Source organism: Sphingomonas sp. 7/4-4, from assembly GCF_027941955.1.
Classification (GTDB): Bacteria; Pseudomonadota; Alphaproteobacteria; order Sphingomonadales; family Sphingomonadaceae; genus Sphingomonas.
In genome coordinates this window covers 2,613,493-2,640,039 of sequence record NZ_CP115960.1, presented here as the reverse complement: position 1 = coordinate 2,640,039, position 26,547 = coordinate 2,613,493, and the positions used below count along the sequence as shown (strand labels likewise).

General features: G+C 66.0%; 26 protein-coding genes and 4 pseudogenes. 15 read left to right on the top strand and 15 right to left on the bottom strand.

What is annotated here, in order from left to right:
- Positions 1-61: 61 nt before the first annotated feature.
- From PIB19_RS13315 to recF, 5 genes are all read right to left on the bottom strand, one after another.
- Positions 62-406: an ArsR/SmtB family transcription factor gene (locus PIB19_RS13315; protein WP_271237758.1), complete on the bottom strand. Its 345-nt coding sequence runs from the start codon at positions 404-406 to the stop codon at positions 62-64.
- Positions 407-868: 462 nt separating this feature from the next.
- The gene (locus PIB19_RS13310; protein ID WP_271237757.1) at positions 869-1,327 is read right to left on the bottom strand and encodes a response regulator; all 459 of its coding nucleotides are present in this window, start codon (positions 1,325-1,327) and stop codon (positions 869-871) included.
- Between the two features lie 18 nt (positions 1,328-1,345).
- Positions 1,346-2,446 (bottom strand): sensor histidine kinase, encoded by a 1,101-nt coding sequence (locus PIB19_RS13305; protein WP_271237756.1) that lies wholly within the window; start codon positions 2,444-2,446, stop codon positions 1,346-1,348.
- A gap of 356 nt (positions 2,447-2,802) precedes the next feature.
- Positions 2,803-3,162, bottom strand: coding sequence for a hypothetical protein (locus PIB19_RS13300; RefSeq protein WP_271237755.1), 360 nt, complete (start codon positions 3,160-3,162; stop codon positions 2,803-2,805).
- Positions 3,163-3,196: 34 nt separating this feature from the next.
- Positions 3,197-4,264, bottom strand: coding sequence for a DNA replication/repair protein RecF (recF, locus tag PIB19_RS13295; RefSeq protein ID WP_271237754.1), 1,068 nt, complete (start codon positions 4,262-4,264; stop codon positions 3,197-3,199).
- 71 nt (positions 4,265-4,335) lie between these two features.
- Here recF and PIB19_RS13290 point away from each other — a divergent pair, with 71 nt between their 5' ends.
- Positions 4,336-5,130, top strand: coding sequence for a hypothetical protein (locus tag PIB19_RS13290; RefSeq protein WP_271237753.1), 795 nt, complete (start codon positions 4,336-4,338; stop codon positions 5,128-5,130).
- Positions 5,130-5,828, top strand: coding sequence for a hypothetical protein (locus tag PIB19_RS13285; protein WP_271237752.1), 699 nt, complete (start codon positions 5,130-5,132; stop codon positions 5,826-5,828). Before PIB19_RS13290 ends, PIB19_RS13285 begins: the two co-directional genes overlap by 1 nt.
- A 3-nt stretch (positions 5,829-5,831) precedes the next feature.
- On the opposite strand, the gene PIB19_RS13280 is transcribed toward PIB19_RS13285, so the two are convergent.
- The 6 genes from PIB19_RS13280 to PIB19_RS13255 form a co-directional block, all read right to left on the bottom strand.
- On the bottom strand, positions 5,832-6,593 hold the full coding sequence (locus PIB19_RS13280; RefSeq protein WP_271237751.1) for a Coq4 family protein: 762 nt from the start codon (positions 6,591-6,593) through the stop codon (positions 5,832-5,834).
- An 11-nt stretch (positions 6,594-6,604) separates the two neighbouring features.
- On the bottom strand, positions 6,605-6,964 hold the full coding sequence (locus tag PIB19_RS13275) for a hypothetical protein (RefSeq protein WP_271237750.1): 360 nt from the start codon (positions 6,962-6,964) through the stop codon (positions 6,605-6,607).
- Positions 6,965-7,037: 73 nt separating this feature from the next.
- Positions 7,038-7,199 carry a hypothetical protein gene (locus PIB19_RS13270; RefSeq protein WP_271237749.1) on the bottom strand — a complete coding sequence of 54 codons (162 nt, stop codon included), beginning with the start codon at positions 7,197-7,199 and terminating at the stop codon, positions 7,038-7,040.
- A gap of 93 nt (positions 7,200-7,292) precedes the next feature.
- The gene (dnaN, locus tag PIB19_RS13265; RefSeq protein WP_271237748.1) at positions 7,293-8,405 is read right to left on the bottom strand and encodes a DNA polymerase III subunit beta; all 1,113 of its coding nucleotides are present in this window, start codon (positions 8,403-8,405) and stop codon (positions 7,293-7,295) included.
- Between the two features lie 131 nt (positions 8,406-8,536).
- Positions 8,537-9,190, bottom strand: a complete 654-nt coding sequence (locus PIB19_RS13260; protein ID WP_271237747.1) for an outer membrane protein — start codon at positions 9,188-9,190, stop codon at positions 8,537-8,539.
- Positions 9,191-9,467: 277 nt separating this feature from the next.
- Positions 9,468-10,058 carry an outer membrane protein gene (locus PIB19_RS13255; RefSeq protein ID WP_271237746.1) on the bottom strand — a complete coding sequence of 197 codons (591 nt, stop codon included), beginning with the start codon at positions 10,056-10,058 and terminating at the stop codon, positions 9,468-9,470.
- A gap of 155 nt (positions 10,059-10,213) precedes the next feature.
- Between PIB19_RS13255 and PIB19_RS13250 the strand changes: the two genes are divergently transcribed.
- Positions 10,214-10,879 (top strand): histidine phosphatase family protein, encoded by a 666-nt coding sequence (locus PIB19_RS13250; RefSeq protein ID WP_271237745.1) that lies wholly within the window; start codon positions 10,214-10,216, stop codon positions 10,877-10,879.
- A 667-nt stretch (positions 10,880-11,546) separates the two neighbouring features.
- Here PIB19_RS13250 and PIB19_RS13240 read toward each other — a convergent pair.
- Positions 11,547-12,299 (bottom strand): annotated as a pseudogene (locus tag PIB19_RS13240) (LysR family transcriptional regulator); the annotation flags it as partial.
- A gap of 135 nt (positions 12,300-12,434) precedes the next feature.
- On the opposite strand from PIB19_RS13240, the gene PIB19_RS13235 reads away from it, so the two are divergent.
- Positions 12,435-12,893 carry an NAD(P)H-binding protein gene (locus PIB19_RS13235; RefSeq protein ID WP_271237744.1) on the top strand — a complete coding sequence of 153 codons (459 nt, stop codon included), beginning with the start codon at positions 12,435-12,437 and terminating at the stop codon, positions 12,891-12,893.
- 77 nt (positions 12,894-12,970) lie between these two features.
- Entirely contained in the window at positions 12,971-13,375 is a 405-nt protein-coding gene (locus tag PIB19_RS13230) for a hypothetical protein (protein ID WP_271237743.1), read from the top strand.
- Positions 13,376-13,415: 40 nt separating this feature from the next.
- On the opposite strand, the gene PIB19_RS13225 is transcribed toward PIB19_RS13230, so the two are convergent.
- Positions 13,416-13,829, bottom strand: a complete 414-nt coding sequence (locus tag PIB19_RS13225) for a DUF4168 domain-containing protein (RefSeq protein ID WP_271237742.1) — start codon at positions 13,827-13,829, stop codon at positions 13,416-13,418.
- 192 nt (positions 13,830-14,021) lie between these two features.
- Between PIB19_RS13225 and rlmN the strand changes: the two genes are divergently transcribed.
- On the top strand, positions 14,022-15,206 hold the full coding sequence (rlmN, locus tag PIB19_RS13220) for a 23S rRNA (adenine(2503)-C(2))-methyltransferase RlmN (RefSeq protein WP_271237741.1): 1,185 nt from the start codon (positions 14,022-14,024) through the stop codon (positions 15,204-15,206).
- Here rlmN and PIB19_RS13215 read toward each other — a convergent pair.
- Complete coding sequence (locus PIB19_RS13215; protein WP_271240983.1) at positions 15,203-15,676, bottom strand: class I SAM-dependent methyltransferase; 474 nt, start codon at positions 15,674-15,676, stop codon at positions 15,203-15,205. The genes rlmN and PIB19_RS13215 overlap by 4 nt on opposite strands.
- Before the next feature lie 269 nt (positions 15,677-15,945).
- Here PIB19_RS13215 and PIB19_RS13210 point away from each other — a divergent pair, with 269 nt between their 5' ends.
- From PIB19_RS13210 to PIB19_RS13195, 4 genes and pseudogenes are all read left to right on the top strand, one after another.
- Complete coding sequence (locus tag PIB19_RS13210; RefSeq protein ID WP_271237740.1) at positions 15,946-16,704, top strand: sulfite exporter TauE/SafE family protein; 759 nt, start codon at positions 15,946-15,948, stop codon at positions 16,702-16,704.
- Positions 16,705-16,718: 14 nt separating this feature from the next.
- Positions 16,719-17,426 carry a cytochrome b/b6 domain-containing protein gene (locus PIB19_RS13205; protein WP_271237739.1) on the top strand — a complete coding sequence of 236 codons (708 nt, stop codon included), beginning with the start codon at positions 16,719-16,721 and terminating at the stop codon, positions 17,424-17,426.
- Positions 17,423-18,154 (top strand): annotated as a pseudogene (locus tag PIB19_RS13200) (molybdopterin-binding protein). The gene PIB19_RS13205 and the pseudogene PIB19_RS13200 overlap by 4 nt, the downstream one beginning before the upstream one ends.
- Positions 18,155-18,253: 99 nt before the next feature.
- Positions 18,254-19,506 (top strand): annotated as a pseudogene (locus PIB19_RS13195) (class I SAM-dependent methyltransferase).
- A 120-nt stretch (positions 19,507-19,626) separates the two neighbouring features.
- Here PIB19_RS13195 and PIB19_RS13190 read toward each other — a convergent pair.
- Entirely contained in the window at positions 19,627-20,046 is a 420-nt protein-coding gene (locus tag PIB19_RS13190) for a DUF1801 domain-containing protein (RefSeq protein WP_271237738.1), read from the bottom strand.
- A 98-nt stretch (positions 20,047-20,144) separates the two neighbouring features.
- On the opposite strand from PIB19_RS13190, the gene PIB19_RS13185 reads away from it, so the two are divergent.
- The 5 genes and pseudogenes from PIB19_RS13185 (at position 20,145) to PIB19_RS13165 (ending at position 26,451) form a co-directional block, all read left to right on the top strand.
- Positions 20,145-21,389 (top strand): argininosuccinate synthase, encoded by a 1,245-nt coding sequence (locus tag PIB19_RS13185; protein ID WP_271237737.1) that lies wholly within the window; start codon positions 20,145-20,147, stop codon positions 21,387-21,389.
- 82 nt (positions 21,390-21,471) lie between these two features.
- Positions 21,472-22,982 (top strand): annotated as a pseudogene (locus tag PIB19_RS13180) (NAD(P)/FAD-dependent oxidoreductase).
- A complete protein-coding gene (locus PIB19_RS13175) occupies positions 22,979-23,983 on the top strand; it encodes a hypothetical protein (protein WP_271237736.1) in 1,005 nt (334 codons plus the stop codon). Before PIB19_RS13180 ends, PIB19_RS13175 begins: the two are co-directional and overlap by 4 nt.
- A complete protein-coding gene (locus PIB19_RS13170; RefSeq protein WP_271237735.1) occupies positions 23,980-24,756 on the top strand; it encodes a hypothetical protein in 777 nt (258 codons plus the stop codon). The genes PIB19_RS13175 and PIB19_RS13170 overlap by 4 nt, the downstream gene beginning before the upstream one ends.
- A 9-nt stretch (positions 24,757-24,765) precedes the next feature.
- A complete protein-coding gene (locus tag PIB19_RS13165) occupies positions 24,766-26,451 on the top strand; it encodes a hypothetical protein (RefSeq protein WP_271237734.1) in 1,686 nt (561 codons plus the stop codon).
- The last annotated feature ends 96 nt before the right edge of the window (positions 26,452-26,547 follow it).

Sequence of the window (26,547 nt, the reverse complement as noted above, 5' to 3'; positions counted from 1 at the left end):
CCCCAACCCCTCCCCTGAAGGGGAGGGGCTTCAGGAGAAGCAAGGTGGACGGCGGCGGGCGTCATTCGGCGCCTTGCGGGACATCGAACAGCCGGCGAAGCCCGGCGGCGCGCTTGCTCTCGAACCGCTGCCAGCGACGCAGCCACAACGCCGCCTCGGTCAGCGGATCGGCGGCGAGCGTGCAGAAGCTGTGGCGGCCGTCGCGGCGCCGGCGGACCAGCCCGGCGGCTTCGAGCAATGCGAGATGCTTGGCGGCGGCGGTCTCGCTCATCGCGAAGCCGCGGATGAGCTCGGTCACGCGCTTCTCGCCCCCGGCAAGCCGTGCGAGCAGGGCGCGGCGCGTGGGATCGGCGAGCGCGCGGAACGTCGCGTCAAGCCGATAGCCAACCATAAGGTTGGCAAGCACGGCCGCGCCGGCGGGATCCAACCTTTTGGTTGGCTCGGAAAATGGCGGATTTCCGCGGGTCTTGCCGGATGTGGCGGTCGGACCGGGGAGTCTTGCTTGACGCGTTTGCGTGTTTGCGAGTCAAGCGACAAGGCCGATCGAGGGGCGGTGGCGCGGGGGTTCTGTGGTTCGCTCATGAGTGAACGAAAGCAGAACAAATCCTACATTTCCAGCGGATTCGGTGGACGGAGGCGGGTGGCTATTGTTGGATGGCAACCTGGCTGCTTTCGGGCGGCAATCCGACGATTCCGGCCGTTCATTCAGCTGGAGCGCAACGGCAGCTACGCGCCCGATCCCGGTCGTTCAGTGTCGCGAAGCAACTTTCCAAAAGCCGCCTTTTGCGATTATTGCCCTACCTGCGGAGAGTTGCGTAGTAGGCCTGACCGGGCCGGCCCACACCCTTCTCAGACCACAGGCGCCGCGCTAGGCGGCCGGCGCGAGATCAAAGCCCTCTTCGTCAAATACTTCGAGTTGGTCCGGCCTTGGCAGCGAAGCGTCGCCTCTCAGGCGCGCGAGGAGATAGGTCACGGCGAGCACCATCTCCGCAGCGTCATAGGGCTTGGGCATCGAGCCTATCGCTACGGTCTTTGCCGAACTGGCCCGGCTGACCTGTCCGCTGATGAGCAGGACCGGAATATCCAGAGCCTTCAGATGCTCTGAGAGTTGGATGCCATCGTCACCCCCGGCGAGCCGGATATTGACCAACGCCAGATGCGGTTTTTCAGCTTTGGCGACTTCCAGCGCCTCGGCATGACGGTCCGTCAGGTCGAGGACCTTGTATCCCGCCTCCCGCAGTTCATCCCGGAGAAGCGTCGCTACCAGCGCTTCGTCCTCGACAATCATCAGAGTCTGGGTTGGCTTTCGATCTTGCGGTGCGGTCATGATCAATTCCTCTATTTGTCAGCTGCCGATCGCGCTGCTCGCCGGGCGTGCCGCCGTGTGCGGCTCGCTTTCGAAATCCGGCGCATCCTCGACCAGAGCGATCTGGGTATGCTTGATGGAAACTTGGGTCCCCGGGTGCTTCGGTGTTGCTTCGACCGAAGCATTCAACTGTCCGGCCAGCGCCGCGACGATGCTGGTGCCCAGACCGGTTCGCGCAGGCCCAGTCAGCGGCATGCCGACCCCGTCGTCGCGCACGCACAGGATCCAGTTCGGCCCGTGGAAATTATAGTCGACCGTGATCTTTCCCGGCCTTCCATCGGGAAAGGCATGCTTCAGCGCGTTGATCACCAGCTCGGTCACGATCAAGCCCAGGCTCACCGACACCCTTGCTTCGACCACGCCGTCTCCACCTTCAACAATCAAGGAGATCGGATCGACTTCGCCAATCATCGAAGCCGAGATACTTTCGCAAAGCCGGGTGAAATAGGCATGCACTTCGATGTCGCCGTCTTCGGAAGTGGACAGCAATCGTTCGAGGGCCGCCACGGACATCACCCGATGATGGGCGTCCTGGAGATGGCCGCGTGTCTCTTCCGACGTGGTCGTTCGCGCATTGCGCAGCAATACGCTGGCGATGATCTGTAAACTATTGGCGACCCGGTGGCGAACCTCTTGCAGCAGGATACGATTTCCGCGGGCCGCTTCTTCCTTCAATGTTGCGTCGGCCTGCGCATCCGTGACATCCGACACGGCCACGAGAATGCGCGTCTGTTCAAGATCGAGGTAGACCAACCGCTTGGCCTGGACGATCAGGTGCCGAACGGGCAGCCGCGACCGTTGGAGGTCTATATCGCGGGAGTCGGGCGCCCCGTCACCCGACATCGTTGCGGTGATCAAGGATTGCAGTTGGGGACTGTCCCATTTGCCGTCATCCAGGGCGTAGAGCTGTTGGCCCGTCAACTGCGCCGCGCTGACTTCGAAAACCGAGCAGAATGACGCGCTCGCCGCGATGACGGTGAGTTGACCGTCCAACAGCAACAGCGGCGTGGGCGAGGACGTGACTATAGCCAAGGTCAGGCTGAGCGCTACGTCTTCAGGGCTATGTTTGTCGGCAGACATAATCAGCCTTCGGAAAACCGGAGGCTCGCGGAGCGAAAGCCAGTGGCCGGGAAGTCGCGAGGGTCAGAGCGGGCGTGGATCGACACCCTTGGGCGTGGTCGCGTAAAAGTATAAACGGATGACGGCGTGCAAAGTTGCGGCAGTGAACAATGCCGCGACCGTCTCGCAGTTCACCTATGTCAGCTTGACCGTCTATCTCCCCAAAAGCTGCCAGTCCGCTACCGGCCCAGACGAGGCCGAAGCTCGGGACATGAACCAACGTCCGGTTCTGGGAAGCGGGGAATCAGACCTGAACGTCCGAGATTGGGGCGTTAGCTGCCACTCGCTCCGGTCCAGGAAGAAGCCCTCCACCCCGCTCACTGATAGCGCAGCGTCTTCTCGAAGCCCTCATTCGCCTTGGTCATCTTCGCCAGTTTCCTGAGGTGGCCGCGAACATGGCGTTCGAACCGTATGTCGTCGTAGATGCCCGTCGCCCGATAGTCGTCCTGACCGATCAGTTCCTTGATGCGGCGGGCGAGCGCGACCTGGTCCCCGGTGCAGTCGGGCGACTGCAGCGCGCGGCAAACCCATTCCTCGGCCGCCGCCTTGTCGTAATCGTCCTGGGCTTCGTAGCCGCGCCGGTCCGCCGCCGCCTGATCGTGTCGCGCGGCTGCCAACCGGCGCTCGAGCCATTTGCCGACCAGTTCTGCATCCCAGGCCTTTGGCGGATCCGTCATCATTTTCTCCACACAGGTTCGAGCGCCATCGCCGCTAGCTGAGGTCGATCGTTCCGTGGGCCACGACATAGCGCGTCGCGTCGACCGGCACGGCATCGAACAAGGTGGCTTCGGTGCCGGTCATCCAGACCTGGCCGCGGCCGGCGAGGCGTTCGAACAATGCCGCCCGCCTGCCCGGATCGAGGTGCGCGGCGACTTCGTCGAGGAGGAGGATCGGCGCGCGGCCGACGCGGTCGGCGACCAGTTCGGCATGGGCGAGGACGAGGCCGAGCAGCAGCGCCTTCTGCTCGCCGGTCGAGCAGAGATGCGCGGGCTGGGACTTGCCGAGATGGGTGACGAGCAGGTCGGTGCGGTGCGGGCCGGCGAGCGTGCGCCCGGCGGCGGCGTCGCGGCGGCGGCCTTCGCGCAATTCGCGGGCGAGCGTTTCGGCATCGCCCTCCCAGCCCTCGATCGCGAGGCCCGCCCGGGCGAAGACGCCCTCGGGCTGCGCCGCCAGCCGTTCGGCCAACGCTGTGACGGCATCGCGCCGGGCGGCGTGGATCGTGGCACCGTGCTCGGCCATCCGCGCTTCCAGCGCCGTCAGCCATTCGGGGTCGGCGGGCGCCTCCTCGGCGAGGAGGCGGTTGCGCTGGCGCATCGCGGCTTCGTAGCGCGTCGAGTGGTGCGCATGGCCAGGGGCGAGGGCGAGGGTGAGGCGGTCGAGGAAGCGGCGGCGTTCGCCCGGCCCCTCGACGAACAGCCGGTCCATCGCGGGTGTGAGCCAGAGCATCGTCACCCATTCGGCGAGCACGGCGGCTGCGGCACCCGCGCCGTTGATCCGCACCAGCCGCCGCTCGGGGGCGTCGGGCTGGGTGCCGGTGCCGATCTCGACATCGCCGAGCGTCGCCGCCACGCCGAAACCGCCGGCGGCACCCTGCCGCACCATTTCCGACAGCGGTGCGCGCCGGAGCCCGCGGCCGGGGGCGAGCAGCGACAGCGCCTCGAGCACATTGGTCTTGCCCGCGCCGTTTTCGCCGGTGAGCACGACGAATCCCGGACCGGCCACGAGGACGGCGTCGCGATGGTTGCGGAAATCGGTGAGGACAAGTCGCGTGACGGCCATTTGACCGTTCCTCTAGCGCAGCCACTTGCCGCCGGACAGCGCTTCGCCGATGAAGGCGCAAAGGAGACATCATGATCCGTATCTGCGTTGCCGCGTTCGCGGTTTTAGCCCTTGCCGCCTGTTCGAAGGCGCCCGAAGACACCACTGCCCGCTACACGCTGGGCGGCGGCGTGGGGACGATCACCGTCCAGGCGGCCGCCAATGGCGATGCGCGGGTCGAGGCCGGCCAGCAGGTCCTCGTCCGCAACGGCGGAACCGAATATCTCGTGCTGACCGACGGCAAGGGCCGGTTCGCGGCAAAGGTGAGCGATTTCATCGCGGCGATGGGCGAGATGATGCGCGAGGAAGGGATGAAGCCCAGCGGGCTGGGGCCGCAGAGCGACTATGAGCTCGTCAAGAAAGGCACCGAGACCGTGACCGGCATCGCAGGCGATGTGTGGAACGTGCGCGCGAAGCCGGCCAAGGACGCCAAGGCCGCCCCACCGACCGAGACGATCGAGGCAGTGATCAGCGGCGATCCGGCGCTTGCCAATGTCGGCAAGGCGCTGTCGATGCAGACGCGCCTCAGCACCGCGGGCATGCAGCAGGTCCAGGGCGGGCAGGGCAATCTCGAGAAGCGCGTCGAGGAAATGCTCGACAAGGGCATGGTGCTGCGCTTCGGCGACGCCCTCAAGCTCGACAAGATCGAGAAGGCGCCGATCGACACCAAGGTCTTCGCGCTGCCGGCGGTGATCGACAAGACGGCGCTCAAGGCGCGGCTCAACGCCGAACGCGCCCGCGCCCGCGCCGCATCGGGTACGCCGCCGGTGGAGAAGCCGGGATCGGGACCTGCGCCCGCGCCGACGCCTGCACCCAAGGCGAAGTGATGCGCCGGGCATTCGTTCTTGGATTCGCGCTTGCGCTGGCGCCGCTGCCAGCTGCGGCCGACGTCACCGCGACCTATTCGGTCGGCAAGTCGCAGCTCACCATCGAGGTCGACGACAGCGGCGACTATCGTGCCGAGATACCGGGCAAGTTCGCGCTGGTCCGCCACGGCGGCGACGAATTCATCATGATCACCCACAATGGCAAGGTGCGCGCAACGCGCAGCGACATATTCTTCGCGCTTCTCAAGACGAAGACGGCGAAAGGGCCTTCGGCCGACGGGCCGGGTGCGACGATGCGTTTCGTCACGACGCAGGGAAAGGACGAGGTCGTCGCCGGCCGCAAGGGCAGCAACTGGCAGATCGCGCCGGAGGCGCAGGGCCCCGGCGCGCTGGTGATGGTGATGAGCACCGACGCGCAACTCGTGCCGGTCGGCGGCGTGTTCCATCGGACCATCGTGCGCGCACTCGATGCGTTCGCGTCGGCCTTCGAGAACAATACGGGCTTCCGCGATCAGATCACTGCCGTATTGGCCAAGGGGGCGGTATTGCGCATCGCCGGCCCCGAAAGCATCGTGCTGCAAAATGTGAACGGCGACGAGATCGATGCCGGGCGTTTCGCGAGTCCCACGGAACTGCTCGACTCGGCGGCATTCGATGCCGCGCTCGGCGAACCGACGCAGCCGCCCGCCAAGCCCTGAGTCTCAGATCCCGGTGAGCCCCGCTTCGGCGAGGCTCGCCTGCGCGACGCGATAGGCCTGCGGCTCGGCGATATCGAGCCGGCGCCGCGCCACGTCGATCGGCTCGGCGAGCAGTGCCTCATAATCCTCGCCGTGGAGCCAGCCGGCCTGCTTGCCGTGCTGGTATCCCTCGATCACGGCGCGGAGGAAATCGAGCTTGCCGGTGATGCGGATGCTCTTGAGCGCGGCGCCGGCGGCGATGAATGCCCAGCCGAGCCCGCCGGTCTGCGCGTAGGAAAAGGCGACGAGGCACGCCTCGCCGAGATGCTCGTCGGCCTTGTAGCCGGTGAGGACGTGCCAGAGATCGTGGATGTCGCGCTCGCGGCGGCCCATCCACGCGTACGGATGTTCGATCTCCAGCGCGTCGGCACCGATCGCGTTCATGCTGACTTCCGCCAGTCCTTTCGCCGAATAGCCGGTGGCATCGAGAAACGCGCGATAGGTGGCACCCACGGTGCCCTCGGCGAAGCCGTTGATCCAGCTGCGGTCCGTCAGCCGCTCGGCCAGCTCGAGCCGGTGATAAGCGAGCTTGCCGCCGCCGGGAACGGTGAGCAGCTTGCGGTAATTCTTCTGGGTAACGTCGCCGTTCAGCGCGCGCATGATGCGGAACACCTGCTCGGTATCGTCGCCGTTCGACAGCAGCCGGCGCAGCGCCGAGAGCGCAGTGCCCCATTCGCGCTTCATCGGGATGCCGGGATTGAAGGGCTCGGGTGCCTGGGTCGCCATGATCTGCCTGCTCAACTACTGACAATAGTGTAAATAGCAAACATTGTCGGAAAGTTCAATTCGGTCCATCCTGATCGGCGAACAGGGAGAAAAAGATGCGAAGCTGGATCGTGCCCGCCGCATTCATCGGCTTGCTGCTCGCGGGTTGCGGCCCGCAGACTCCCGAGCAGGCCCGGATCGACAATATCCAGCAGGCGGCCGAGGCCGAGGCCGATGCGATCAAGTCCGCGTCCGGGAACGAGGCCGCGGCGATTCGTGCCGAGGCCGATACGATCGCCAGCCAGGCCGAGATCGCCAACAGCTTCGATGCCGAGCGGCTCGAGACCCGCGCCGAGGCACTCCGCAAGGAGGCCAAGATCGTCGAGCGTCATGCCGATGCGCAGATCTCGCGCGGTCCGCGATCGCGCCCGCGCCGATGTGAGTGCCCTCAAGGCACGCTGAGAATTACTGGAGCAGGCGCTGGCGAACCTCGGCCCGGCGCTCGAAAATCGACGCCATTTCGAGGTGGAGCGCACGGTCGCGCGCATTGGCCGCGCGTTCAGCCCGCTCGCGCTCTTCGCGTGCGCGACGCCAATTGAACGATACCAAAGCCTCGAGTGCGTGCATGACAACGCTGTAGCATCGCGGGTGAAAACAAAATCCTACGTATTGATGCGACTCGCGGAAATACGTGGATAACCGGCCTCGATTCGTCGCGATTCAGACCCGCATCGGCATCAGCACATACAGTGCCGGCGAGCTGTCATTCTCGCGAATCAGCGTCGGTGCCGCGGCGTCGGCGAGATGGACCTCGACGAGGTCGCCTTCGATCTGCGCGAGGATGTCCATCAAATAGCGGCTGTTGAAGCCGATCTCGAACGGCATCGCGGCATATTCGCCCGGCACCTCTTCCGCCGCCGCGCCGTTTTCGGGGCTGGTGACCGAGAGGATGATCTTGTCGCGATCGAGCGCCATCTTCACGGCGCGCGTTTTCTCGGTGGCGATCGTCGAGACGCGATCGACGCCCTGCATGAAGCTCTTCGGGTCGATCTTGAGGATCTTGTCGTTCGCGGTCGGGATGACGCGGCTGTAATCGGGGAAGGTGCCGTCGATCAGCTTCGAGGTGAGGATCGCCTGGCCCAGATCGAAGCGGATCTTCGAGCCCGACAGCGACACGCCGACCGAACCATCGACATCGTCGAGCAGTTTGCGCAGCTCGGCGATGCACTTACGCGGCACGATCACGTCGGGCATGCCCTCGGCACCGTCGGGGCGCGCCACGGTGACGCGCGCGAGACGGTGGCCGTCGGTCGCGGCGGCGCGCAGCAACGGCTGGGCGTCGTCGGTCACGTGGAGGAAGATGCCGTTGAGATAATAGCGTGTCTCTTCGGTCGAGATCGCGAAGCGAGTCTTGTCGATGATCTGCTTGAGCGTCTCGGCCGGCAGCTCGAACGTCGTGGGCAGTTCGCCCTCGGCGATCATCGGGAAATCGTCGCGCGGCAAGGTCGCCAGGGTGAACTTGGCGCGGCCGGCGTTGACGGTGATTCTGCCCTCGGCGGCGGCGAGTTCGACCTGCGAGCCTTCGGGCAGTTTCCGGACGATGTCGAACAAGGTGTGCGCCGAGACGGTGATCGCGCCCGGCTGGTCGACCGCGGCGGCGATCGTCTCGTCGATCTGCAGGTCGAGATCGGTCGCCATCAGCCGCATCGTCCCGCCCGCCTGCGCCTCGATCAGCACGTTGGACAGAATGGGGATCGTGTTGCGCCGCTCGACCACGGACTGGACGTGGCTGAGGCCCCTCAACAGAGTTGCGCGTTCGATCGTCGCCTTCATCACTCAAAACCCCCGGTGCCGCGCTCGAATCCGGGCGCTGACGATTGGCTCGACCTTAATCTCTAACGCCAAAAGGGCCGGGGCAAGCGCCCCGACCCTCTCATGCACACCAAAATTGGCGTAAGACGGCTTCAGAAGCGGAAGCCGACGCCCGCCACCACCTGATGCCGGTCGGTGTCGACGTTGAACGTGTCGGTCACCGTGCCGTTCGCGAACTGGAAATCGGCATTGGTGTAGTTCGAGTAGCGATACTCGACCTTGGCATAGGTGTTGCGGCCGATCGACCGCTCGACGCCCGCACCGACACGCCAGCCATCGAGCTGGAAATTCTCGTCCTGCGTGGTCGTGCCGTTGTCGGCGGTCACGTCCAGCCGGGCATTGGTGTAGCCGCCCTTGGCATAGAGCAACGTGCCCGTGCCGACCGGAACGCCGACGCGTGCGCCGACATAGATGTCGCGGCCCGCCTTGACGCGGCCATAGCCGAAGAAATTGGGATCGCTGGTGTCGGTCGTGACCTTGGCCGTCGAACCGCTCAATTCACCTTCGAGGCCGAGAACCACGCCACCGACCGGAATGTCATAACCGGCCTCGACGCCGTACTGGACACCCTCGATGCTCTGATCGTCGCCACGGACGCGCGAATCCTCGCTGTCGCCCGGACGGACGATATCGAGACCGCCGACCACGCCGACACGGAAACCGCCGGGGGCCGCATCCTGCGCGAAGGCGGGGGCGGCGAGTGCCGACGAAGCGACGAGGGCGGCGACGAATACAAGCTTACGCATAACTACTCCTTGGGTAATCGGCCCGCTTGTTCGAGCGAGCCGGGCCCTAACTGGGGATGCGAGTCCGCAGTTGCATGAACCTCAGATAAACAGAAAAAATCGTGATATTTGAGCAACACCGGGGCGGGTGTTGAAGCGCCTGAAGCCTCCCTCGCGAAGCGGGGAGGGGACTATGAAGCGGGTGGCGGGGCTTGGCCACGAGCACATCGCTCGCGACCAGGCCCCTCCGTCGTGCTGCGCACGCCACCTCCCCGCTGAAGCGAGGGAGGAATATTTTCTAGAAGCGGACGCCGACGCCGCCGAGCACCTGATGGCGCTTGGCGTCGATGCCCGTGCTGTCCGAATCGTACTTCGAATAGCGGTACTCGCCCTTCAGATAGACCTTGTCGTTGAGCTTGACCTCGGCACCCGCGCCGACGCGGAAGCCGCCGACCGTGTCATGGTCCTCGATCGTGCCCGTGGTGGAGGTATATTCGGAGTTGAAGCGGGCATTGGTGTAGCCGCCCTTGGCATAGATCAGCGCGCGTTCGCCGACGACGAAACCGGCGCGGGCGCCGACATAGAGGTCGCGGCCGGCCGAGGTCTTCAGCCGGTCTCCGGCGACGAGCACGCCGTTGGCGGTGTCCTTGGTGGTCGAACCGGTGACTTCGCCTTCGACGCCGAACACGGCCTTGCCGGCCTGATAGTCATAGCCGAGCTGGCCGCCATAGACGACGCCGTCGCGCGATCCGTTGCTGATCGAATCGTCGCCGACATGATCCCAGCCGACGATCGCTTCGGCGCGCGGGCCGGTGAAAGTCGCGTCCTGCGCGAAGGCGGGAGTGGCTGCGGCGGATGCGGCGAGCGCGGCGAGGATAAGCTTACGCATGAGATACTCCATTTACTGTACTGAGCTCCGATGACGGAGCCGGTGTGCTGATGCCGTAAGCCACCTGTTTGTTGCATGAACGAAACGAGGCGGAATCGGGGCATGCCGCAATTCCGCCATTGCCTTTGGCGCCGGGAGGCGCTGAGGAAGGACACATGCCAGCCAGCAACTGCCCCGTCAGCACCAGGAAGGGCCGCGATTTCATCGCCCGTCACGGCGAGACGGTGTTCAACATCGCACGCCGGATGCAGGGCGATCACCCGCATACGCCGCTCACCCGCGCCGGTTTCGCCCAGGCCGATGCGATGGGTGCGGCGCTGCGCGAATTGCTCGGCGCGAAGCCGAAGCTGACCCTGTGGTCGTCGAGCGCGGGGCGGGCGCTGCAGACGCTGGCGATCATCGCCGAGCATCTCGAGCTCGACTGGCATCAGGCGAAGACCGACGATCGCCTCGTCGAGATCGGCATGGGGAGCTGGAGCGGGCGCTATTACGCCGATCTGCAGAAGGAGGTCGGGACCTTCCTCGATCTCGAGCACGGGCTCTATACGCGGCCGCCCGAAGGCGGCGAATGGTATGATGCGATCGCCACGCGGGTTTCGGGCTGGCTCGCCGATACCGACCAGGATCCGGGCGACCGACTGGTGATCATGCACGGCATGTCGAGCCGCATCCTGCGCGGGGTGATGACCGGCGCCGACGTGATGCCGCAGTTCGACGCGCCGGTGGCGCCCGATCTGCCGCAAGGCTCGATCGTGCTGATCGAGCAGGGTGTCGAGCGTGTCGTCCATCTCGGCACCGGACGCGGCGCGGCGCCGGCATGATCGCGCTCGCTCTGGCGCTGCTGCTGCTCCAGCCGCGCGATGCGCTGGGGGTTTTCGGGAGCTGGGGGCGTTTCGCGACTCTTCGCCGCTGCGCTGCTTCGCGATCGCCAGGCCGGTCGAGCGCGGCCGGAGCCAGCCCTTCGCCAGCATCGCGACCTGGCCGGGGCAAGGCGCGCGCAACCAGCTTCATATCCGCCTCAGCCGTACGCGGGCGGCCAACGCCCGGGTGACGCTGGCGATCGGCGAGCGTCGCTTCGAGCTGCGCGCGGGCGATATGGACGCCTGGGGCCCCGATCCGCGCACCGATGCCGCGGTGGTGGCGGCGATCCGTGACGGTCGCAGCATGAGCGTCGAGACGGTTTCGGCCAACGGCGCTGCATTTGCGGATACCTATGCGCTGAAGGGCGCCGCGACTGCGATCGATGCAGCGGCTCTGGGGTGCGCCGGGCGCTGGTTTCAATCCTCCCCGCCAGGGGAGGTGTCGCCGAAGGCGACGGAGGGGAGGAAACGCTGATTTAGCGAAGTGCTTCCTCCCCTCCGTCATGCTGCGCATGCCACCTCCCCCTGGCGGGGGAGGATTGGACGGACCGAGATACTCCCGCAGCCCCGTCACCAGCGCGTCGAACACTGCGCGCACCCGTGCCACGCCGCGCAGATCCTCGTGACAGACGACCCAGGTCTCCAGATCGAAGCCGAAGCCTTCGGGCACCAGCCGTACCAGCCCGTCGCGCGCCGCCAGCGGCACCTGGCACACGCCGATGCCGAGCGCCGCGCGGATCGCGGCGAGCTGGGCGAGATCGCTGTCGCTGCGGAAGGCGAAGTCGGCAAGGCGCCCCGGAAATCCCTGCGCCTGGAGCGCGCGGAGTATCGGCGTATCGCGCTCGACTCCGATCAGCCGATGGTCGCGCACCGCCTCGAGCGTGTGCGGCGTCCCCGCCGCGGCGAGATAGTCGGGATGGCCGTGGAGCCCGAGCCGTACCGCGCCGATACGCTGCGCGACCAGCGCCTCCTGCATCGGAGCGACCATCCGCACCGCGACATCGGCCTCGCGGCGCAGCATGTCCTCGTTGCGGTTGCTGGGGCTGAGCTCGATCACCAGCGCCGGGTGCCTTGCCGCGAGGCGTGCGAGGATCGGCGGCAGCACCTCGATGGCGATCACGTCGCTCGCCGAGATCCGCACGCGCCCCGCGATCTCGGCGGCTTCGGCAGAGGCGGTGCGCCCGAACGCATCGGCGGCGAGCGCCATCGCGCGGGCATGTTCGGCGAGTGCGCGCGCTTGCTCCGTAGGCAGCAGGCCACTGGGGCTGCGCGTGAACAAAGGCGTGCCGATCTCGGCCTCGAGCTCTTCGATGCGCCGGCGGACCGTCGGCTGCGCGATGCCGATCCGCCGGGCGGCGGCCGACAGGCTGCCTTCGGTCATCACCGCAAGGAACGCGCGCTGGCGTTCCCAATCGATCCCGGCTTCGAGTGAGCTCATCAAATTTGTATAGGCGAGCTGCAAAGGTCCGGCAATTTTCTTTGAGCTGCTCCGCGTCCATCTCCTGTCCGTCAAGCAATGGAGACGATCATGGAGAAGACGGCATTGGTGCTCGGTGCGACCGGGGGCGTGGGCGGCGAAACGGCGCGTGCGCTGGTGCGGCACGGCTGGAAGGTGCGAGGGCTGGTGCGCAATACGCGGCCGGGGCTCGACGCCGTGATCGAATGGATTGAAGGCGATGCGATGGATGCCGCCGCGGTATCGGGCGCCGCGCAGGGCGTCGCGGCGATCGTCCATGCCGTCAATCCACCGGGCTATCGCGACTGGGCGCGGCTCGTGCCGGCGATGCTCGCCAACAGCATCGCCGCAGCGCGGGCGAACGACGCGCGGCTGGTGCTGCCGGGCACGATCTATAATTACGATCCCGTCGCCACGCCGGTGGCGCAGGCGGATTCGCCGCAGGATTCGGCGACGCGCAAGGGACGGATCCGCGTCGAGATGGAGCGGAGCATCGAAGCTTCGGGGTCCGCGCGCTGATCCTGCGCGCCGGCGATTTCTACGGCCCGCGGCCGGGCAATAGCTGGCTGTCGCAGGGGATGGTGAAGCCGGGGCGAGTGCGCTCGATCCTGTATCCGGGCGGCAAGGGCGTCGGCCATGCCTGGGCCTATCTGCCCGATATCGCCGAGACCTTCGCGCGGCTGCTGGATCGCGAGCCTGAGCTGCCGCACTTTGCGCGCTTCCATTTCGCCGGGCTCTGGGATGCCGACGGCACGCGCCTGACGCGCTCGATTCAGGAAGTGCTCGGCAGGAAATTGCCTGTGCGCGGCATGCCGTGGTGGGCATTGCCGCTGATCGCGCCGTTCAATCCGACGATGCGCGAGATGATCGAGATGCGGCCTTATTGGCGGCATCCGGTGCGGCCCGACAATCGCGAACTCGTCGCCTTTCTGGGCGAGGAGCCGCATACGCCGCTGGCGCAATCGCTGGCGGCCAGCTTTGCCGCGCTAGGCATTGCCTGAGCCGATGCGGGCGGCGATCGCACCGCCGCCCGTTGGTCGGTTACTTCGGCGTCGGGGCTGCCGCCGCGGCGGGCTGCTGTGCCGCTGCGGCGTCCTGGATCTTCTTGTTCAGCGCCGTATCCGATTGCATCGCCTGCGCGATCTCGTTGAAGCGCTGTGCCGGAAGCCCCGTCGCGGTGATCGCCTCGACCATCTTGGCGTTCTTTTCCGCATCGGGAACGGTCGCGTCCTGGCGGACCTTGGCGACGGCGAGCGCCGCGGTAGCGAATTGAGTCACTTCGGCATCGCTCACCGCAGTAGCGGTAGAGGCGGTGCCGGCACCGGTGGTGCCTTCCTGTGCCGGCGCGGCGGGTGCCGGCTCGGCGGGCGCAGGCGAGGTCTGGGCAGTCTGTGCCATCGCCGCCGGCGCGCAGATCAGCGCCGCGGAGAGGATCATCGAGGTACGAAACTTCATATTACGCTCCGAATTGGGTACGCCCCCAACGCCAAGCTGGACGGCGGGGTCCCGCCGGGGCAACCGCTCCGCGACGCGGCGTGGCAGAAGCGGGATGGAGCAGCCTTTTGCGGCGGGATTCGCCACCGGGAGTGGAATTCGCGCGCGAAATCGACTAGATGCGCCGTCATGCAGACAGAGTCGGCCGCCCTCATGCCCATTCCGGGGCACATCGATCCCGTGCCCGTGCCCCGGGAATTCAAGCCGCGCGCGGACGGCCGCATCGACTTGCTCGGCCTTTCGAAGGCCGATCTGCGCATGGCGCTGGAGACCGCGCAGCTCGAGCCGAAACAGGCCAAGCTCCGCGCCAAGCAGCTGTGGCACTGGATCTACAATCGCGGCGTCACCGAATTCGCGCTGATGACCGACATCTCGAAGGCGATGCAGCCCTGGCTCGAGCAGCGCTTCGTGATCTCGCGCCCCGAAGTCGTCGAGGCGCAGGTCTCGACCGACGGCACCCGGAAATGGCTGCTGCGCTCGGATGACGGACAGGACTATGAGATGGTCTTCATCCCCGATGCGGATCGGGGAACTTTGTGCGTCTCGTCGCAGGTCGGCTGCACGCTCAATTGCCGCTTCTGCCACACCGGCACGATGCGGCTGGTGCGTAACCTCAACCCCGCCGAGATTGTTGGCCAGGTGATGCTCGCGCGCGACGCGTTGGGCGAATGGCCGAGCCAGCCCGAGGGGCGCATGCTCACCAACATCGTGATGATGGGCATGGGCGAGCCGCTCTACAATTTCGAGAATGTCCGCGATGCATTGAAGCTGGTGATGGACGGCGACGGCCTTGCGCTGTCGAAGCGCCGGATCACGCTGAGCACTTCGGGCGTGGTGCCGATGATGGCGCGCGCGGGCGAGGAGATCGGCGTCAACCTTGCGGTGTCGCTCCACGCCGTGACCAAGGAAGTCCGCGACGAGATCGTGCCCTTGAACCGGAAATATGGCATCGAGGAGCTGCTCCAGGCCTGTGCCGATTATCCCGGCGCCAACAATGCCCGGCGGATCACCTTCGAGTACGTCATGCTCAAGGACAAGAACGACAGCGATGCAGAGGCGCACGAACTCGTCCGGCTGATCAAGAAGTACAAGCTGCCAGCGAAGGTGAATTTGATTCCGTTCAACCCTTGGCCGGGCGCGCCGTACGAATGCTCGACGCCGGAGCGGATCCGCACCTTCTCGAACATCCTGTTCGAAGCGGGCTATTCGGCGCCGGTGCGCACGCCTCGTGGGCGCGATATCGACGCCGCCTGCGGCCAATTGAAGACCGCCTCCGAGAAGAAGAGCCGCGCCGAGCTCGACCGGCAGGCCGAGGAAAAGCTCGCGGCTCTGGGCTAAGGGCGCTCGGCCTTCGTCAGGACGAGCCAGGTCCAGCTGACTCCGTTCGCCCGGCTTACGGGGTGCACCGACTCCGTTTCCGCCCGGCGAGTCAGATCGAATCCTGCCGCAGATGCCAGTTCGATCGCTTCTTCCGGCGGTGCAGGGAAGGTGCCGCGGTCGGGTGTCGGGTCGTGGCGCAGCGACAGGATCAATTGGCCTCCCGGCGCTGTGGCTTGCGCGAGGCCGGGGATGGCGCGCGCGCGGCCGGCGGTATCGAGATGGTGCCATACGGCGCACAGCATCACCAGATCGAAGGGGCCGTGCTGCTGCAGCTTCGAAAGCTCGGGAAGCTGGTCGTCCAGCCACTCGATCCGGTCGCCATGGAGCGCAATCCCTGCCTCGCGGAACGCCTGCACCGGCTCGACCGCCAGCACGCGATGCCCCTGTTCGGCGAGCCACGCCGCGTCGCGGCCCGTCCCCGCGCCGATATCGGCGATCCGGGCGGGCCCCGCGGCAGGAGATCGAGCACCGCCGCATAGATCTGCTCGGGAGGAAGCGCGTCGTAGCCGGCGATCAGCTCCGGAGTCGCCGCTGCGGCATAATCGGCCAGCACATCGTTCATCCGCTTTTCTCCCGCATGGAAACAGGTCGGATGACCCTAACCCGTTCGTGCTGAGCTTGTCGAAGCACCGTTCTTCTTTTCACCGCCGGAAAAGAAGTACGGCCCTTCGACAGGCTCAAGGCGAACGGATTTACGGTGGACTTCTTCTCGATAGCATTGGCCGCCGGAGCCGGCGTGCTTGGCGGTGCAATGAACGCGCTGGCGGGCGGCGGCACCTTCGCGACGCTGCCCGCGCTGATCGCACTCGGGCTTCCCGCCAATATCGCCAATGCCACCTCAAATGTCGCCTTGCTGCCCGGCGCCGGCACCAGCGCCTGGGCGTATCGCGACGAGCTGGCGCCCGTTGCGGGTCTGTCGGTGCGGCTGCTGGCTGCGATCACCTTTGCGTTCGGGCTGGTCGGCAGCCTGTTGCTCGTGCTCACTCCGACTGCGGTGTTCGATCTGCTCATCCCATGGCTGCTCCTCTTCGCCTTCGCGGTGATGGTGTTCGGCAAAAGCGCGGCCGACTGGCTTCATGCCCGCGTCACGATCGGTCGCCCGACCTTGCTGATCACGCAGGCGTTTCTCGGCATCTATGGCGGCTATTTCGGCGGCGGCGTGGGGCTGATCACCACGGCGGTCTATGGCCTCCTCGCCAATATCCGCCCGCGCGAGCTGTTCGCGATCCGCACCCTGATGCTGGCGGTGGCCAATTTCGCCGCGGCGTTCATCTTCATCGGCTTCGCGATGGTCTGGTGGTGGGCGTGCCTGCCGATGCTGATCGGCTCGATCCTTGGCGGCTGGCTCGGTGCAGTGATTGGCAAGAAGCTGTCGCCCGGCATGGTGCGCGCATGGACGCTGCTGGTCACCGGCGCCACCACGCTCGTCTTCTTCGTGCGCGCATACGGCGGATAGGCTAAGGGGCTGGAATGGATGCGCCTCCCGAGCCCCGCACGGTCTATCGGCACCGGCTGTTCACGCGCCTCTGGCACTGGATCAACGCGCTCGCGATCCTGATCCTGATCCCCAGCGGGCTGATGATCTTCAACGCGCACCCCCGGCTCTATTGGGGGCATTACGGCGCCAATTTCGACCACGCCTGGCTCGAGCTGCCGCGCTTCCCCGGCTGGGCGACGATCCCCAGCCATTACAGCCTCGCCGGTGCGCGCCACTGGCATCTGTTCTTCGCATTGGTGCTCGGCTTCGGGCTACTGGCGTACATGATCGCCAGCCTGATCAACCGCCACTTCCAGCGCGACCTGCGCATCCGCCGCGCAGAGCTGGCGCCAAGCCACCTCGCCGCCGATCTCAGGGCGCATCTCGCGCTACGCTTTCACGATCCCGCCAAGCCGGGCGCCTATAACATCTTCCAGAAGGCGAGCTACGCCGGCGTGATCTTCGTGCTGCTCCCGCTGCTGATCGCATCGGGCCTCGCGATCTCGCCGGGCATGTGGCCGTGGCTGGCGGACCTGTTCGGCGGGCGCCAGTCAGCGCGCTCGGTCCACTTCATCGCGATGGCGTGTATGACCTTGTTCGTCGTCATCCACCTGACGCTGGTGATCCTCGCCGGCCCGATCAACGAAGTGCGCTCGATGATCACCGGCTGGTGGCGCGTGCCCGAGGAGGATCATTCGTGATCACGCGGCGGACCCTGCTCGTCGGCACCGGCGCCAGCCTGCTGGCCGGCTGCGATCTCGCTCACCGACAGTCCGGTGCTGATGCGCGCGGAGGACGCGCATCGTTTCCTTCAGCGTTCGATCAACGGGCGCGCCGCGCTCGCCCGCGAGTTCCGCGCCGAACAACGCAGCCCGATCTTCCGGGTCAACGGCACCGCGAGCCCGAACACGCCCGCGTACAATGCCCTCGCCGCCAACCGCTTCGCCGACTGGCGGTTGACGGTCGACGGTCTCGTCGCGCGCCCGCTCCGTCTCAGCCTCGCGCAGATCCAGGCATTGCCCCAGCGCGCGCAGATCACCCGGCACGATTGCGTCGAGGGCTGGAGCGCGATCGGCAAATGGCAGGGGCCGCGGCTCGAGACCTTGCTCCAGCTCGCCGGCATCCGCGACACCGCGCGCTATATCGTCTTCCACTGCGCCGACCGCTTCGGCGGCACGCCCTTCTACGAATCGATCGATTTGGTCGACGCCTTCCACCCCCAGACGATCCTCGCCTGGGCGATGAACGACGCAACGCTTTCGGTCGGTCACGGCGCGCCCGTGCGGCTGCGGGTCGAGCGCCAGCTCGGCTACAAACAGGCGAAGTACGTCATGCGGATTGAAGCCGTGGCCAGCCTGGCCGGAATCGGCGCGGGCAAGGGGGCTATTGGGAGGATTCGAACGGCTATGAATGGTATGCCGGCATCTGACGCCGCGCTCTTGCGCGTCCCTGTGTTTTTTCCGCATTGCGGAAACTCGTTACGCATCTAATTTAAGGGTCTGGTGGGGGCTGTTGACGAGTACGGCCAATGGCGTTGATCGATACGTTTTTACGCGCGCAGTGAAGCGCGGGCAGCTGACAGTGATCCATGCGGACGGCACCAGCCGCAGCTTCGGGGCGCCGGATCCGGACATCAAGCCAGTCACGGTACGGTTCGGCCCCGGTGCAGCCGCGGCGATCGTGCGCGATCCCAGCTTGGGCGCCGCCGAATGCTTCATGGACGGCCGTCTCGCGATCGAGCAGGGCGACATCTTCGACCTGCTCGTGCTGATGACGAGCAACAATCGCTGGGAAGACGCGACCGCCGCGCTCGATCCCAAGCCGCTTGCCCGACTGGCGAACACCGTCATGCACCGCATCGGCCGCTACAACATGGCGCGGCGGGCGAAGCGCAACGTCGCGCATCATTACGATCTGTCGCGGCGGCTCTACGATCTCTTCCTCGACGCCGACCGCCAATATAGCTGCGCTTACTACACCGATCCGGCGAACAACCTCGAACAGGCCCAGCTCGACAAGAAGGCGCATATCGCCGCCAAGCTGGCGATCGAGCCCGGCATGCGCGTGCTCGATATCGGCTGCGGCTGGGGCGGGATGGCGCTCTATCTCCACGAGAAGACCGGCGCCGAAGTCGTCGGCATCACGCTGTCCGAAGAGCAGCTCAAGGTCGCCCGCGAGCGTGCCGCCGAGCGCGGGGTGCACGGCAAGGTGCGCTTCGAGCTGATCGATTATCGCGAGATGACCGGCCAGTTCGACCGGATCGTGTCGGTCGGCATGTTCGAACATGTCGGCACGCCGCAATACCGGACCTTCTTCCACAAGTGCCGCGAATTGCTCACCCCCGAAGGCGTGATGCTGCTCCACACGATCGGGCGGGCGGGCGGCCCCGGCGTCACCGATGCGTTCACGCTGAAATACATCTTCCCCGGCGGCTATATCCCGGCGCTGTCGGAGATCGCGCGCGGCTATGAAGGCCTGCGCATGTTCCCGACCGACATCGAGGTGCTGCGGCTGCATTACGCCCACACGCTCAAGGCCTGGTACGACCGCACTGTCGCCGCGAAGGACGAGATCGTCGCGCTCTATGACGAACGCTTCTTCCGGATGTGGACCTTCTATCTCGCCGGGTCCTATGTCGCCTTCGTCAATGGCGGGCTGGTCAATTACCAGCTCCAGTTCTCGCGCTCGCGCACGGCACTGCCGATCACCCGGGACTATATGATGGAAGCGGAGACGGCGTTGCGCGAAGCCACCCCCGAGGCGATGCGCGAGGCGGGCTAATCCCTTTTCGTCACCCCGGCGAAGGCCGGGGCCCAGAGTCACAAGTACCAGAGTCACAAGTGATGGTCTGTGGGGCTCTGGATCCCGGCTTTCGCCGGATGACGGCGTGTGGGACAGGCGTCAGCGCGGATAGCGCGCGTCCATCGAGGCGAGTGCCCCGCGAATAATCTCCTCGAGCGCGGCCATGTCCACATCGGCCAGCTTCCGGATGTAGAGGCACGCCTTGCCGGTCCTGTGTCTGCCCAGCCGCGCGAGCTGGGCTTCCTGCTCGGGGCTGCCGTTCAGGACATAGAGCACCAGCTCCGCCTTGCGCGGGCTGAAGCCCAGCCGGCACGCGTCGCCCTCGTGCCCGCTCTCATAGCGGTAATGATAGCTGCCGAAGCCGATGATCGAGGGTCCCCACATCACCGGTTCCTCGTCGGAAATCCGCGTCATCAGCGCGAGGAGCGTCCTCGCATCTTCGCGGCGCACCGTGTCCGGGGCGGCATGGATGAAGTCGGCGACCTGCATCTGGGTCGGCTTGGTCCTGGTTTCGGCCATCCTCTCCTCCGTCCCGGCTCTTACCATGGTTGCGCCGCGAGTGCAGGAACCCTAGAGCGCCCCCGGTTTTCCCGCACATCTCAGGAGTCGCCTGCCTCATGTCCGACAAGATCAACCGCCCCGCCGGCGATGCCGGCATCAAACGGGTGGTCCTCGCTTATTCGGGCGGGCTGGACACGAGCGTGATCCTGAAATGGCTCCAGCAGGAATATCAGTGCGAAGTGGTGACCTTCACCGCCGATCTCGGCCAGGGCGAGGAATTGGAGCCCGCGCGGCGCAAGGCCGAGCAAGCGGGCGTCAAGCGCGAGCACATCTTCATCGACGATCTGAAGGAGGAGTTCGTCAAGGACTTCGTATTCCCGATGATGCGCGCCAATGCGCTGTACGAGGGCCTCTATCTCCTCGGCACCTCGATCGCGCGCCCGCTGATCGCCAAGCGCCAGATCGAGATCGCACGGCTGGTCAACGCCGACGCGGTCAGCCACGGCGCGACCGGCAAGGGCAACGACCAGGTCCGCTTCGAGCTCGGCTATTACGCGCTCGCGCCCGACATCAAGGTCATCGCGCCGTGGCGCGAATGGGATCTGACCAGCCGCACCCGGCTGATCGAATTCGCCGAGCAGCACCAGATCCAGGTCGCCAAGGACAAGCGCGGCGAGGCGCCGTTCTCGACCGACGCGAACCTCCTCCACACTTCGTCCGAGGGCAAGGTGCTCGAGGATCCGTGGGACGAAGTCCCCGATTATGTCTATTCGCGCACGGTCAATCCCGAGGACGCGCCCGACAAGCCCGAGACGATCACGGTGGATTTCGAGCGCGGCGACGGCGTTGCGCTGAACGGCGAGGCGATGTCGCCCGCGACCTTGCTGACCGCGCTCAACGAACTCGGCCGCAAGCACGGCATCGGCCGGCTCGATCTGGTCGAGAACCGCTTCGTCGGCATGAAGTCGCGCGGGATGTACGAGACGCCGGGCGGCACCATCTATCATCTCGCCCATCGCGGGATCGAGCAGATCACGCTCGACCGCGGCGCCGCGCATCTCAAGGACGAGCTGATGCCGCGCTACGCCGAGCTGATCTATAACGGCTTCTGGTTCGCCCCCGAGCGCGAGATGCTCCAGGCGGCGATCGATCACAGCCAGGAGAAGGTGACCGGCACCGTCCGCCTCAAGCTCTACAAGGGCAATGTCACCGTCACCGGCCGCCGCTCGCCCAACAGCCTGTACAGCGAGAAAGTCGTGACCTTCGAGGACGATCAGGGCGCCTACGACCAGCGCGACGCCGCGGGCTTCATCAAGCTCAATGCGCTGCGCTTGCGGCTGCTCGGGCGGCGCGACGGCTGAGGCCGGATTTCACTTCGCGTTAACCTAACTTTATCGCCTTGACCGTACCTCCTCGTGCACTCGCACCGGGGGACGACCAGTAATGCCTGAATCCACCAACGCCGTTGATGTCGCCATCATCGGTGCCGGCCCGGCCGGGCTGACTGCCGCCTATCTGCTCACCAAGGCGGGTTATTCGGTGACGGTCATCGAGAAGGATCCGGTCTATGTCGGCGGCATCAGCCGCACGGTCGAGCATGAAGGCTTCCGCTTCGACATCGGCGGCCACCGCTTCTTTTCCAAATCGAAGGAAGTCGTCGATCTCTGGAACGAGATCCTTCCCGACGATTTCATCGAGCGGCCGCGGATGAGCCGCATCTATTATGGCGGCAAATTCTACAGCTATCCGCTGCGTGCCTTCGAAGCGCTGATGAACCTGGGCGTGTGGACCTCGACTCTGTGCATGGCGAGCTATGCCAGGGCGAAGCTGTTTCCGAAGAAGGACGTGAAGAGCTTCGAGGACTGGGTGGTCAACCAGTTCGGCCACAAGCTCTATTCGATCTTCTTCAAGACCTATACCGAGAAGGTGTGGGGCATGCCGTGCGACGAGATGTCGGCCGATTGGGCGGCGCAGCGCATCAAGGGGCTCAGCCTCGGCAAGGCCGTGATCGACGGCCTCAAGCGTTCGCTCGGGCTGAACAAAAAGCCCAATGACGGCATGGCCACCAAGACCCTGCTCGAGACCTTCCGCTATCCGCGCAAAGGTCCGGGGATGATGTGGGAGGCCGCGCGCGACCGTGTCGTCGAGGGCGGCAACCGCGTCCTGATGGATCATGCGCTCAAGGCGCTGGCGTTCAACCATGCCACGCAGCGCTGGACCGTGCAGGCCATGCAGGGCGACCGGATGGTCGTGATCAACGCCGCGCACGTGATTTCCTCGGCACCGATGCGCGAGCTCGCCGGTCGCATCCAGCCGCTCCCTGCGAGCATTCCGGCGGCGATGGACCTTCATTACCGCGACTTCCTCACCGTCGCGCTGATGATCCGCTCCGAGGATCTCTTCCCTGACAACTGGATCTACATCCATGAGGAGGGGTCCAGGTCGGCCGCGTTCAGAACTTCCGCAGCTGGTCGCCCGAAATGGTGCCCGACGAGAGCATTGCCTGTGTCGGCCTCGAATATTTCTGCTTCGAAGGCGATGGCCTGTGGACCTCCAGCGACGACGAACTGGTCGCACTCGCAACGCGCGAGCTGGCGCAGCTCGGGCTGGCCGATCCCGCGACGGTCGTCGGCGGTGCGGTGGTGCGTCAGGAAAAGGCCTATCCCGTCTATGACGACAGCTATCGCGACAATGTCGACACGCTCCGCCGCGAGCTCGAGAGCCGTTATCCCACGCTTCACATGGTCGGCCGCAACGGCATGCATCGCTACAACAACCAGGACCATGCGATGATGACGGCGATGCTCACCGTCCGCAATATCGCGGCGGGCAGCCGGGTCTACGACGTCTGGAACGTCAACGAGGATGCCGAATATCACGAATCGGGCACCGAAGGCGAACAGGCCGCGCTCGCTTCCGAGCGCCTCGTCCCGGGCCGCTTGAAGGCGGCATGAGCGAACGCTCGCCCTGGCTGGCGGTGCTGACCGGCTGGCTGCTGGCGTCCGCAGTGCTTCTCGCTGTCAGCGCCGGCAGCATCTACACGCTGGCGTTTCCCGATCCCGACGATGCCATGCGCCTCATGGAAGTGCGCGACTGGCTGGCGGGACAGAGCTGGTGGGACGTGACCCAGTACCGTCTCGTCGCGGGAGACATGCACTGGTCGCGGCTCGTCGATCTGCCGCTGGCGGCGGTCATGCTGCTGACCGCGCCGCTATTCGGTCAGGCGGGCGCGGAGCGTATCGCGCTCGTCATAGTCCCGCTCGCCACTCTGCTCGCAGTGCTCGCGCTGGGCGCCGGGCTGACGCGCCGAGTCCTCGACACCGAACGCGCCCGGCTCGCGGTGCTGATTGCGCCGCTCTCGGTTCCTTTGTTGTACCAGCTGCGTCCGATGCGGATCGACCATCACGGGTGGCAAGTGGTGCTCGCGCTCGCGGCGCTGTTCCTGCTGCTCGGCAAGCCGACGCTGCGAAACGGCGCGGCGATCGGGCTCTGCCTCGCGGTGCTGATCATGATCTCGCTCGAGGGATTGCCGATCGCCGCCGCCTTGTGCGGCATCGCAGCGATTGCATGGGCGTTCGAGCCCTCCCGCCGCTTCGTGCTCCTCGGCATCGCCTGGTCGCTTTTCGCTAGCCTCGCGACGCTTCAGCTGGCCACGCGCGGGCTCCATTACGCGGCGCCGTTATGCGATGCGGTGACGTTCGACTGGGTCGCGGTGGCCGGAGCGGCCGCAGTCGCGGTGAGCTTCGCCACGCTTGCCGGGCGGGCGCCGCTCGCGCTGCGGCTCGGGGCGCTCGGCCTGGCCGGCTGCGTTCCGCTCGGGCTGCTGCTCGCTACGGCACCCGAATGCGTCGCCGGCCCGTTCGCCCAGCTCGATCCGCTGACGCGCGCCTTGTGGTATCAGAAAGTCTCCGAAGGGCTCCCTTCTGGGAGCAATATCCCAGCTGGGCGATCATGACGATCGGCCTGCCGATCGTCGGCCTGATCGGTTCCGTCCTCGCGCTCCGCGGCAGCGAAGGCGAAACGCGGACGCGATGGATCCTCCTGATCGCCGCGCAATTGCCCGCATTCCTGCTCGCGTTGCTGGTGGCGCGCGCGGGCGCTACGGCCAGCGCATTCGCGCTTCCCGGCGCCGCCTGGGCACTTCACGCGATGCTGACGCGGGCACGGGCGATATCTTCCGTACTCAAGCGCACGCTGGCCACGGCCGGAGCGCTGCTCGCCGCCTCGCCGGGGCTCGTCGCGTTTTCACTGCTCGGCTTCCCGCAGGCGCAGGCGGCCCGGGAGACACAGCAACGTTACGCCGAGGCGGGGCATCCCGCCTGCATCGACGGCACCCAGGCCCGCGCCGTCGCCCAATTGCCGCCGGCCCTGTTGTTCGCGCCGCTCGACATCGCGCCCGATATCGTCGTGGCCACGCACCATCGGGCGATGGCCAGCGGCCACCATCGGAACATGGCGATGATGCGCGACGTCATTTCCGCCTTCACCGGCACGCCCGAAGCCGCGCACGCGCTGATCCGCCGTTCCGGGGCGGACTATGTCGTGATCTGTCCCGGCCTCAACGAGCCGGAGGTCTATCGCGAGTGGAACCCGGCCGGATTCGGCCCGCGCCTCGAGCGGGGGAACGGTTCGACTGGCTGCAGCCGGTCCCGATTGCGGATTCGCCTGTCCTCGTGTGGCGCGTGCGTAGCTAACGCCCGCTTGCGGCAAGCCCATATGCGCGACTAAAGCCGCGCGATGGATCGGGGCGAAAGGCTGCATTGGTGGCAGACACGATGGTTCGTGGCGCTCGCCACGTTCATGGCGATCGTGCCTCTGCTGTGGCCGGACATTCCGCCGCTGGTCGACCTGCCCGGTCATATGGGGCGGTACCGCGTCCAGCTCGATTACGCGCAATATCCACACCTGCACGACTGGTATAATTTCAGCTGGAGCCTGATGGGCAATCTGGGAGTCGACCTGCTCGTCATCCCCATGTCCAAGGTGTTCGGGCTCGAACTCGCGGTCAAATTGATCGTCATCACGATCCCTGCGATGACCGTCGCCGGGCTGCTGATGATCGCGCGCGAGGTCCATGGCCGCATTCCCGCCACGGCCCTGTTCGCGCTGCCGCTGGCTTATGCCTTCCCCTTCCATTTCGGCTTCGTCAATTTCGCATTGTCGATGGGCATGGCGCTGCTCGCCTTCGGCTGGTGGCTGCGGCTGGGGCGACTCGGCAAGTTCCACTTCCGCAGCCTCGTGTTCCTGCCGATCTCGGTGCTGATCTGGATCACGCACACATTCGGCTGGGGCGTGCTCGGCGTACTCGCTTTCTCGGCCGAACTGGTCCGCCACCACGATGCGCATCGCGGACAGGGCTTCGCCCGCGAGTGGCTGCTTCCCTGGTTCAAGGCGGGCATCCAGTGCCTCGTGCTGGCGCCGCCCGCCTTGCTGATGCTGATGTGGCGCAGCGGCGGCCATGTCACCGGGCAGACCGCGGACTGGTTCAACTGGCGCGCCAAGATGCTGTGGATCGTCCAGGTCTTCCGCGATCGCTGGCAGCTGTTCGACATCGCCTCGGTCGGCGTGCTGTTCCTGCTGCTGTTCAAGGCGATCCGCGACCCCAACCTCCAGTATTCGCGCAATCTGAGCCTGTCGTTCCTGTTCCTCGCGGCAGTCTATGTCTTGTTGCCGCGGATCGTGTTCGGATCGGCCTATGCCGATATGCGGCTGGTGCCGTTCCTGATGGCGATCGGAATCATCGCGATCCGCCCCAAGCCGGGCATGTCGATGCGCGGCGCGGCAGTGGTGGCGGCGATCGGCATGGCGTTCTTCACTGCGCGCATCGCCGCGACGACGTGGAGCTTCTTCCTCTACGACAAATCCTATGATCGCGAGCTGAAGGCGCTCGAGCATCTGCCCGAAGGCGCCCGGCTGGTCAGCTTCGTCGGCGAGACCTGCTACAACGAGTGGAAGATGACGCGCCTCCAGCACGTCCCCGCGCTCGCGCTCGAACGCAAGCTCGCTTACACCAACGATCAATGGTCGATGCCCGGCGCCCAGCTGCTGACGGTGCGCTATGCCGACGCCCAACGCTTCGCGCACGATCCCTCGCAGATCGTCACCGACATCCAGTGCCCGCGCGAATGGTGGCGCCCGGTGGCCTGGGCGCTGACTCGCTTCCCGCGCGATGCGTTCGATTATGTCTGGATGATCCGCCCGCCGCAGTTCGACCAGCGCTTCCTGCAGGGGCTGGTGCCCATCTATGTCGACGATCACAGCCATAGCGGGCTCTACCGCGTCGATCACAATGTTCCTGCGCCGGTCATCCGCCCCGGCGAGCTGCCGCTCCCCAAATGGGAGCGCGACCTTATCCTCAACGACGGTCGCCAGTTCACCAGCAACCTGCCCGAGCCCGAGGCATCGCCTTCGCCTCTGCCTTAGTCAGATTGCTGTCCTTGAGCATATACGTGCTCCGGCGAAGGCCGGAGCGCTGGAGAGCCTTTCCTTCGACCGCCAACGCTCCGGCCTTCGCCGGAG

What these genes read in the sequence shown, in the direction of transcription:
- PIB19_RS13310 (WP_271237757.1), bottom strand. Translation starts at nt 1,327, where the DNA reads ATGACCGCACCGCAAGATCGAAAGCCAACCCAGACTCTGATGATTGTC.
- PIB19_RS13305 (WP_271237756.1), bottom strand. Translation starts at nt 2,446, where the DNA reads ATGTCTGCCGACAAACATAGCCCTGAAGACGTAGCGCTCAGCCTGACC.
- PIB19_RS13300 (WP_271237755.1), bottom strand. Translation starts at nt 3,162, where the DNA reads ATGACGGATCCGCCAAAGGCCTGGGATGCAGAACTGGTCGGCAAATGG.
- recF (WP_271237754.1), bottom strand. Translation starts at nt 4,264, where the DNA reads ATGGCCGTCACGCGACTTGTCCTCACCGATTTCCGCAACCATCGCGAC.
- PIB19_RS13290 (WP_271237753.1), top strand. Translation starts at nt 4,336, where the DNA reads ATGATCCGTATCTGCGTTGCCGCGTTCGCGGTTTTAGCCCTTGCCGCC.
- PIB19_RS13285 (WP_271237752.1), top strand. Translation starts at nt 5,130, where the DNA reads ATGCGCCGGGCATTCGTTCTTGGATTCGCGCTTGCGCTGGCGCCGCTG.
- PIB19_RS13280 (WP_271237751.1), bottom strand. Translation starts at nt 6,593, where the DNA reads ATGGCGACCCAGGCACCCGAGCCCTTCAATCCCGGCATCCCGATGAAG.
- PIB19_RS13275 (WP_271237750.1), bottom strand. Translation starts at nt 6,964, where the DNA reads ATGACGCTCGACGATCTTGGCCTCCTTGCGGAGTGCCTCGGCGCGGGT.
- PIB19_RS13270 (WP_271237749.1), bottom strand. Translation starts at nt 7,199, where the DNA reads ATGCACGCACTCGAGGCTTTGGTATCGTTCAATTGGCGTCGCGCACGC.
- dnaN (WP_271237748.1), bottom strand. Translation starts at nt 8,405, where the DNA reads ATGAAGGCGACGATCGAACGCGCAACTCTGTTGAGGGGCCTCAGCCAC.
- PIB19_RS13260 (WP_271237747.1), bottom strand. Translation starts at nt 9,190, where the DNA reads ATGCGTAAGCTTGTATTCGTCGCCGCCCTCGTCGCTTCGTCGGCACTC.
- PIB19_RS13255 (WP_271237746.1), bottom strand. Translation starts at nt 10,058, where the DNA reads ATGCGTAAGCTTATCCTCGCCGCGCTCGCCGCATCCGCCGCAGCCACT.
- PIB19_RS13250 (WP_271237745.1), top strand. Translation starts at nt 10,214, where the DNA reads ATGCCAGCCAGCAACTGCCCCGTCAGCACCAGGAAGGGCCGCGATTTC.
- PIB19_RS13235 (WP_271237744.1), top strand. Translation starts at nt 12,435, where the DNA reads ATGGAGACGATCATGGAGAAGACGGCATTGGTGCTCGGTGCGACCGGG.
- PIB19_RS13225 (WP_271237742.1), bottom strand. Translation starts at nt 13,829, where the DNA reads ATGAAGTTTCGTACCTCGATGATCCTCTCCGCGGCGCTGATCTGCGCG.
- rlmN (WP_271237741.1), top strand. Translation starts at nt 14,022, where the DNA reads ATGCCCATTCCGGGGCACATCGATCCCGTGCCCGTGCCCCGGGAATTC.
- PIB19_RS13205 (WP_271237739.1), top strand. Translation starts at nt 16,719, where the DNA reads ATGGATGCGCCTCCCGAGCCCCGCACGGTCTATCGGCACCGGCTGTTC.
- PIB19_RS13190 (WP_271237738.1), bottom strand. Translation starts at nt 20,046, where the DNA reads ATGGCCGAAACCAGGACCAAGCCGACCCAGATGCAGGTCGCCGACTTC.
- PIB19_RS13185 (WP_271237737.1), top strand. Translation starts at nt 20,145, where the DNA reads ATGTCCGACAAGATCAACCGCCCCGCCGGCGATGCCGGCATCAAACGG.
- PIB19_RS13175 (WP_271237736.1), top strand. Translation starts at nt 22,979, where the DNA reads ATGAGCGAACGCTCGCCCTGGCTGGCGGTGCTGACCGGCTGGCTGCTG.
- PIB19_RS13170 (WP_271237735.1), top strand. Translation starts at nt 23,980, where the DNA reads ATGACGATCGGCCTGCCGATCGTCGGCCTGATCGGTTCCGTCCTCGCG.
- PIB19_RS13165 (WP_271237734.1), top strand. Translation starts at nt 24,766, where the DNA reads ATGGATCGGGGCGAAAGGCTGCATTGGTGGCAGACACGATGGTTCGTG.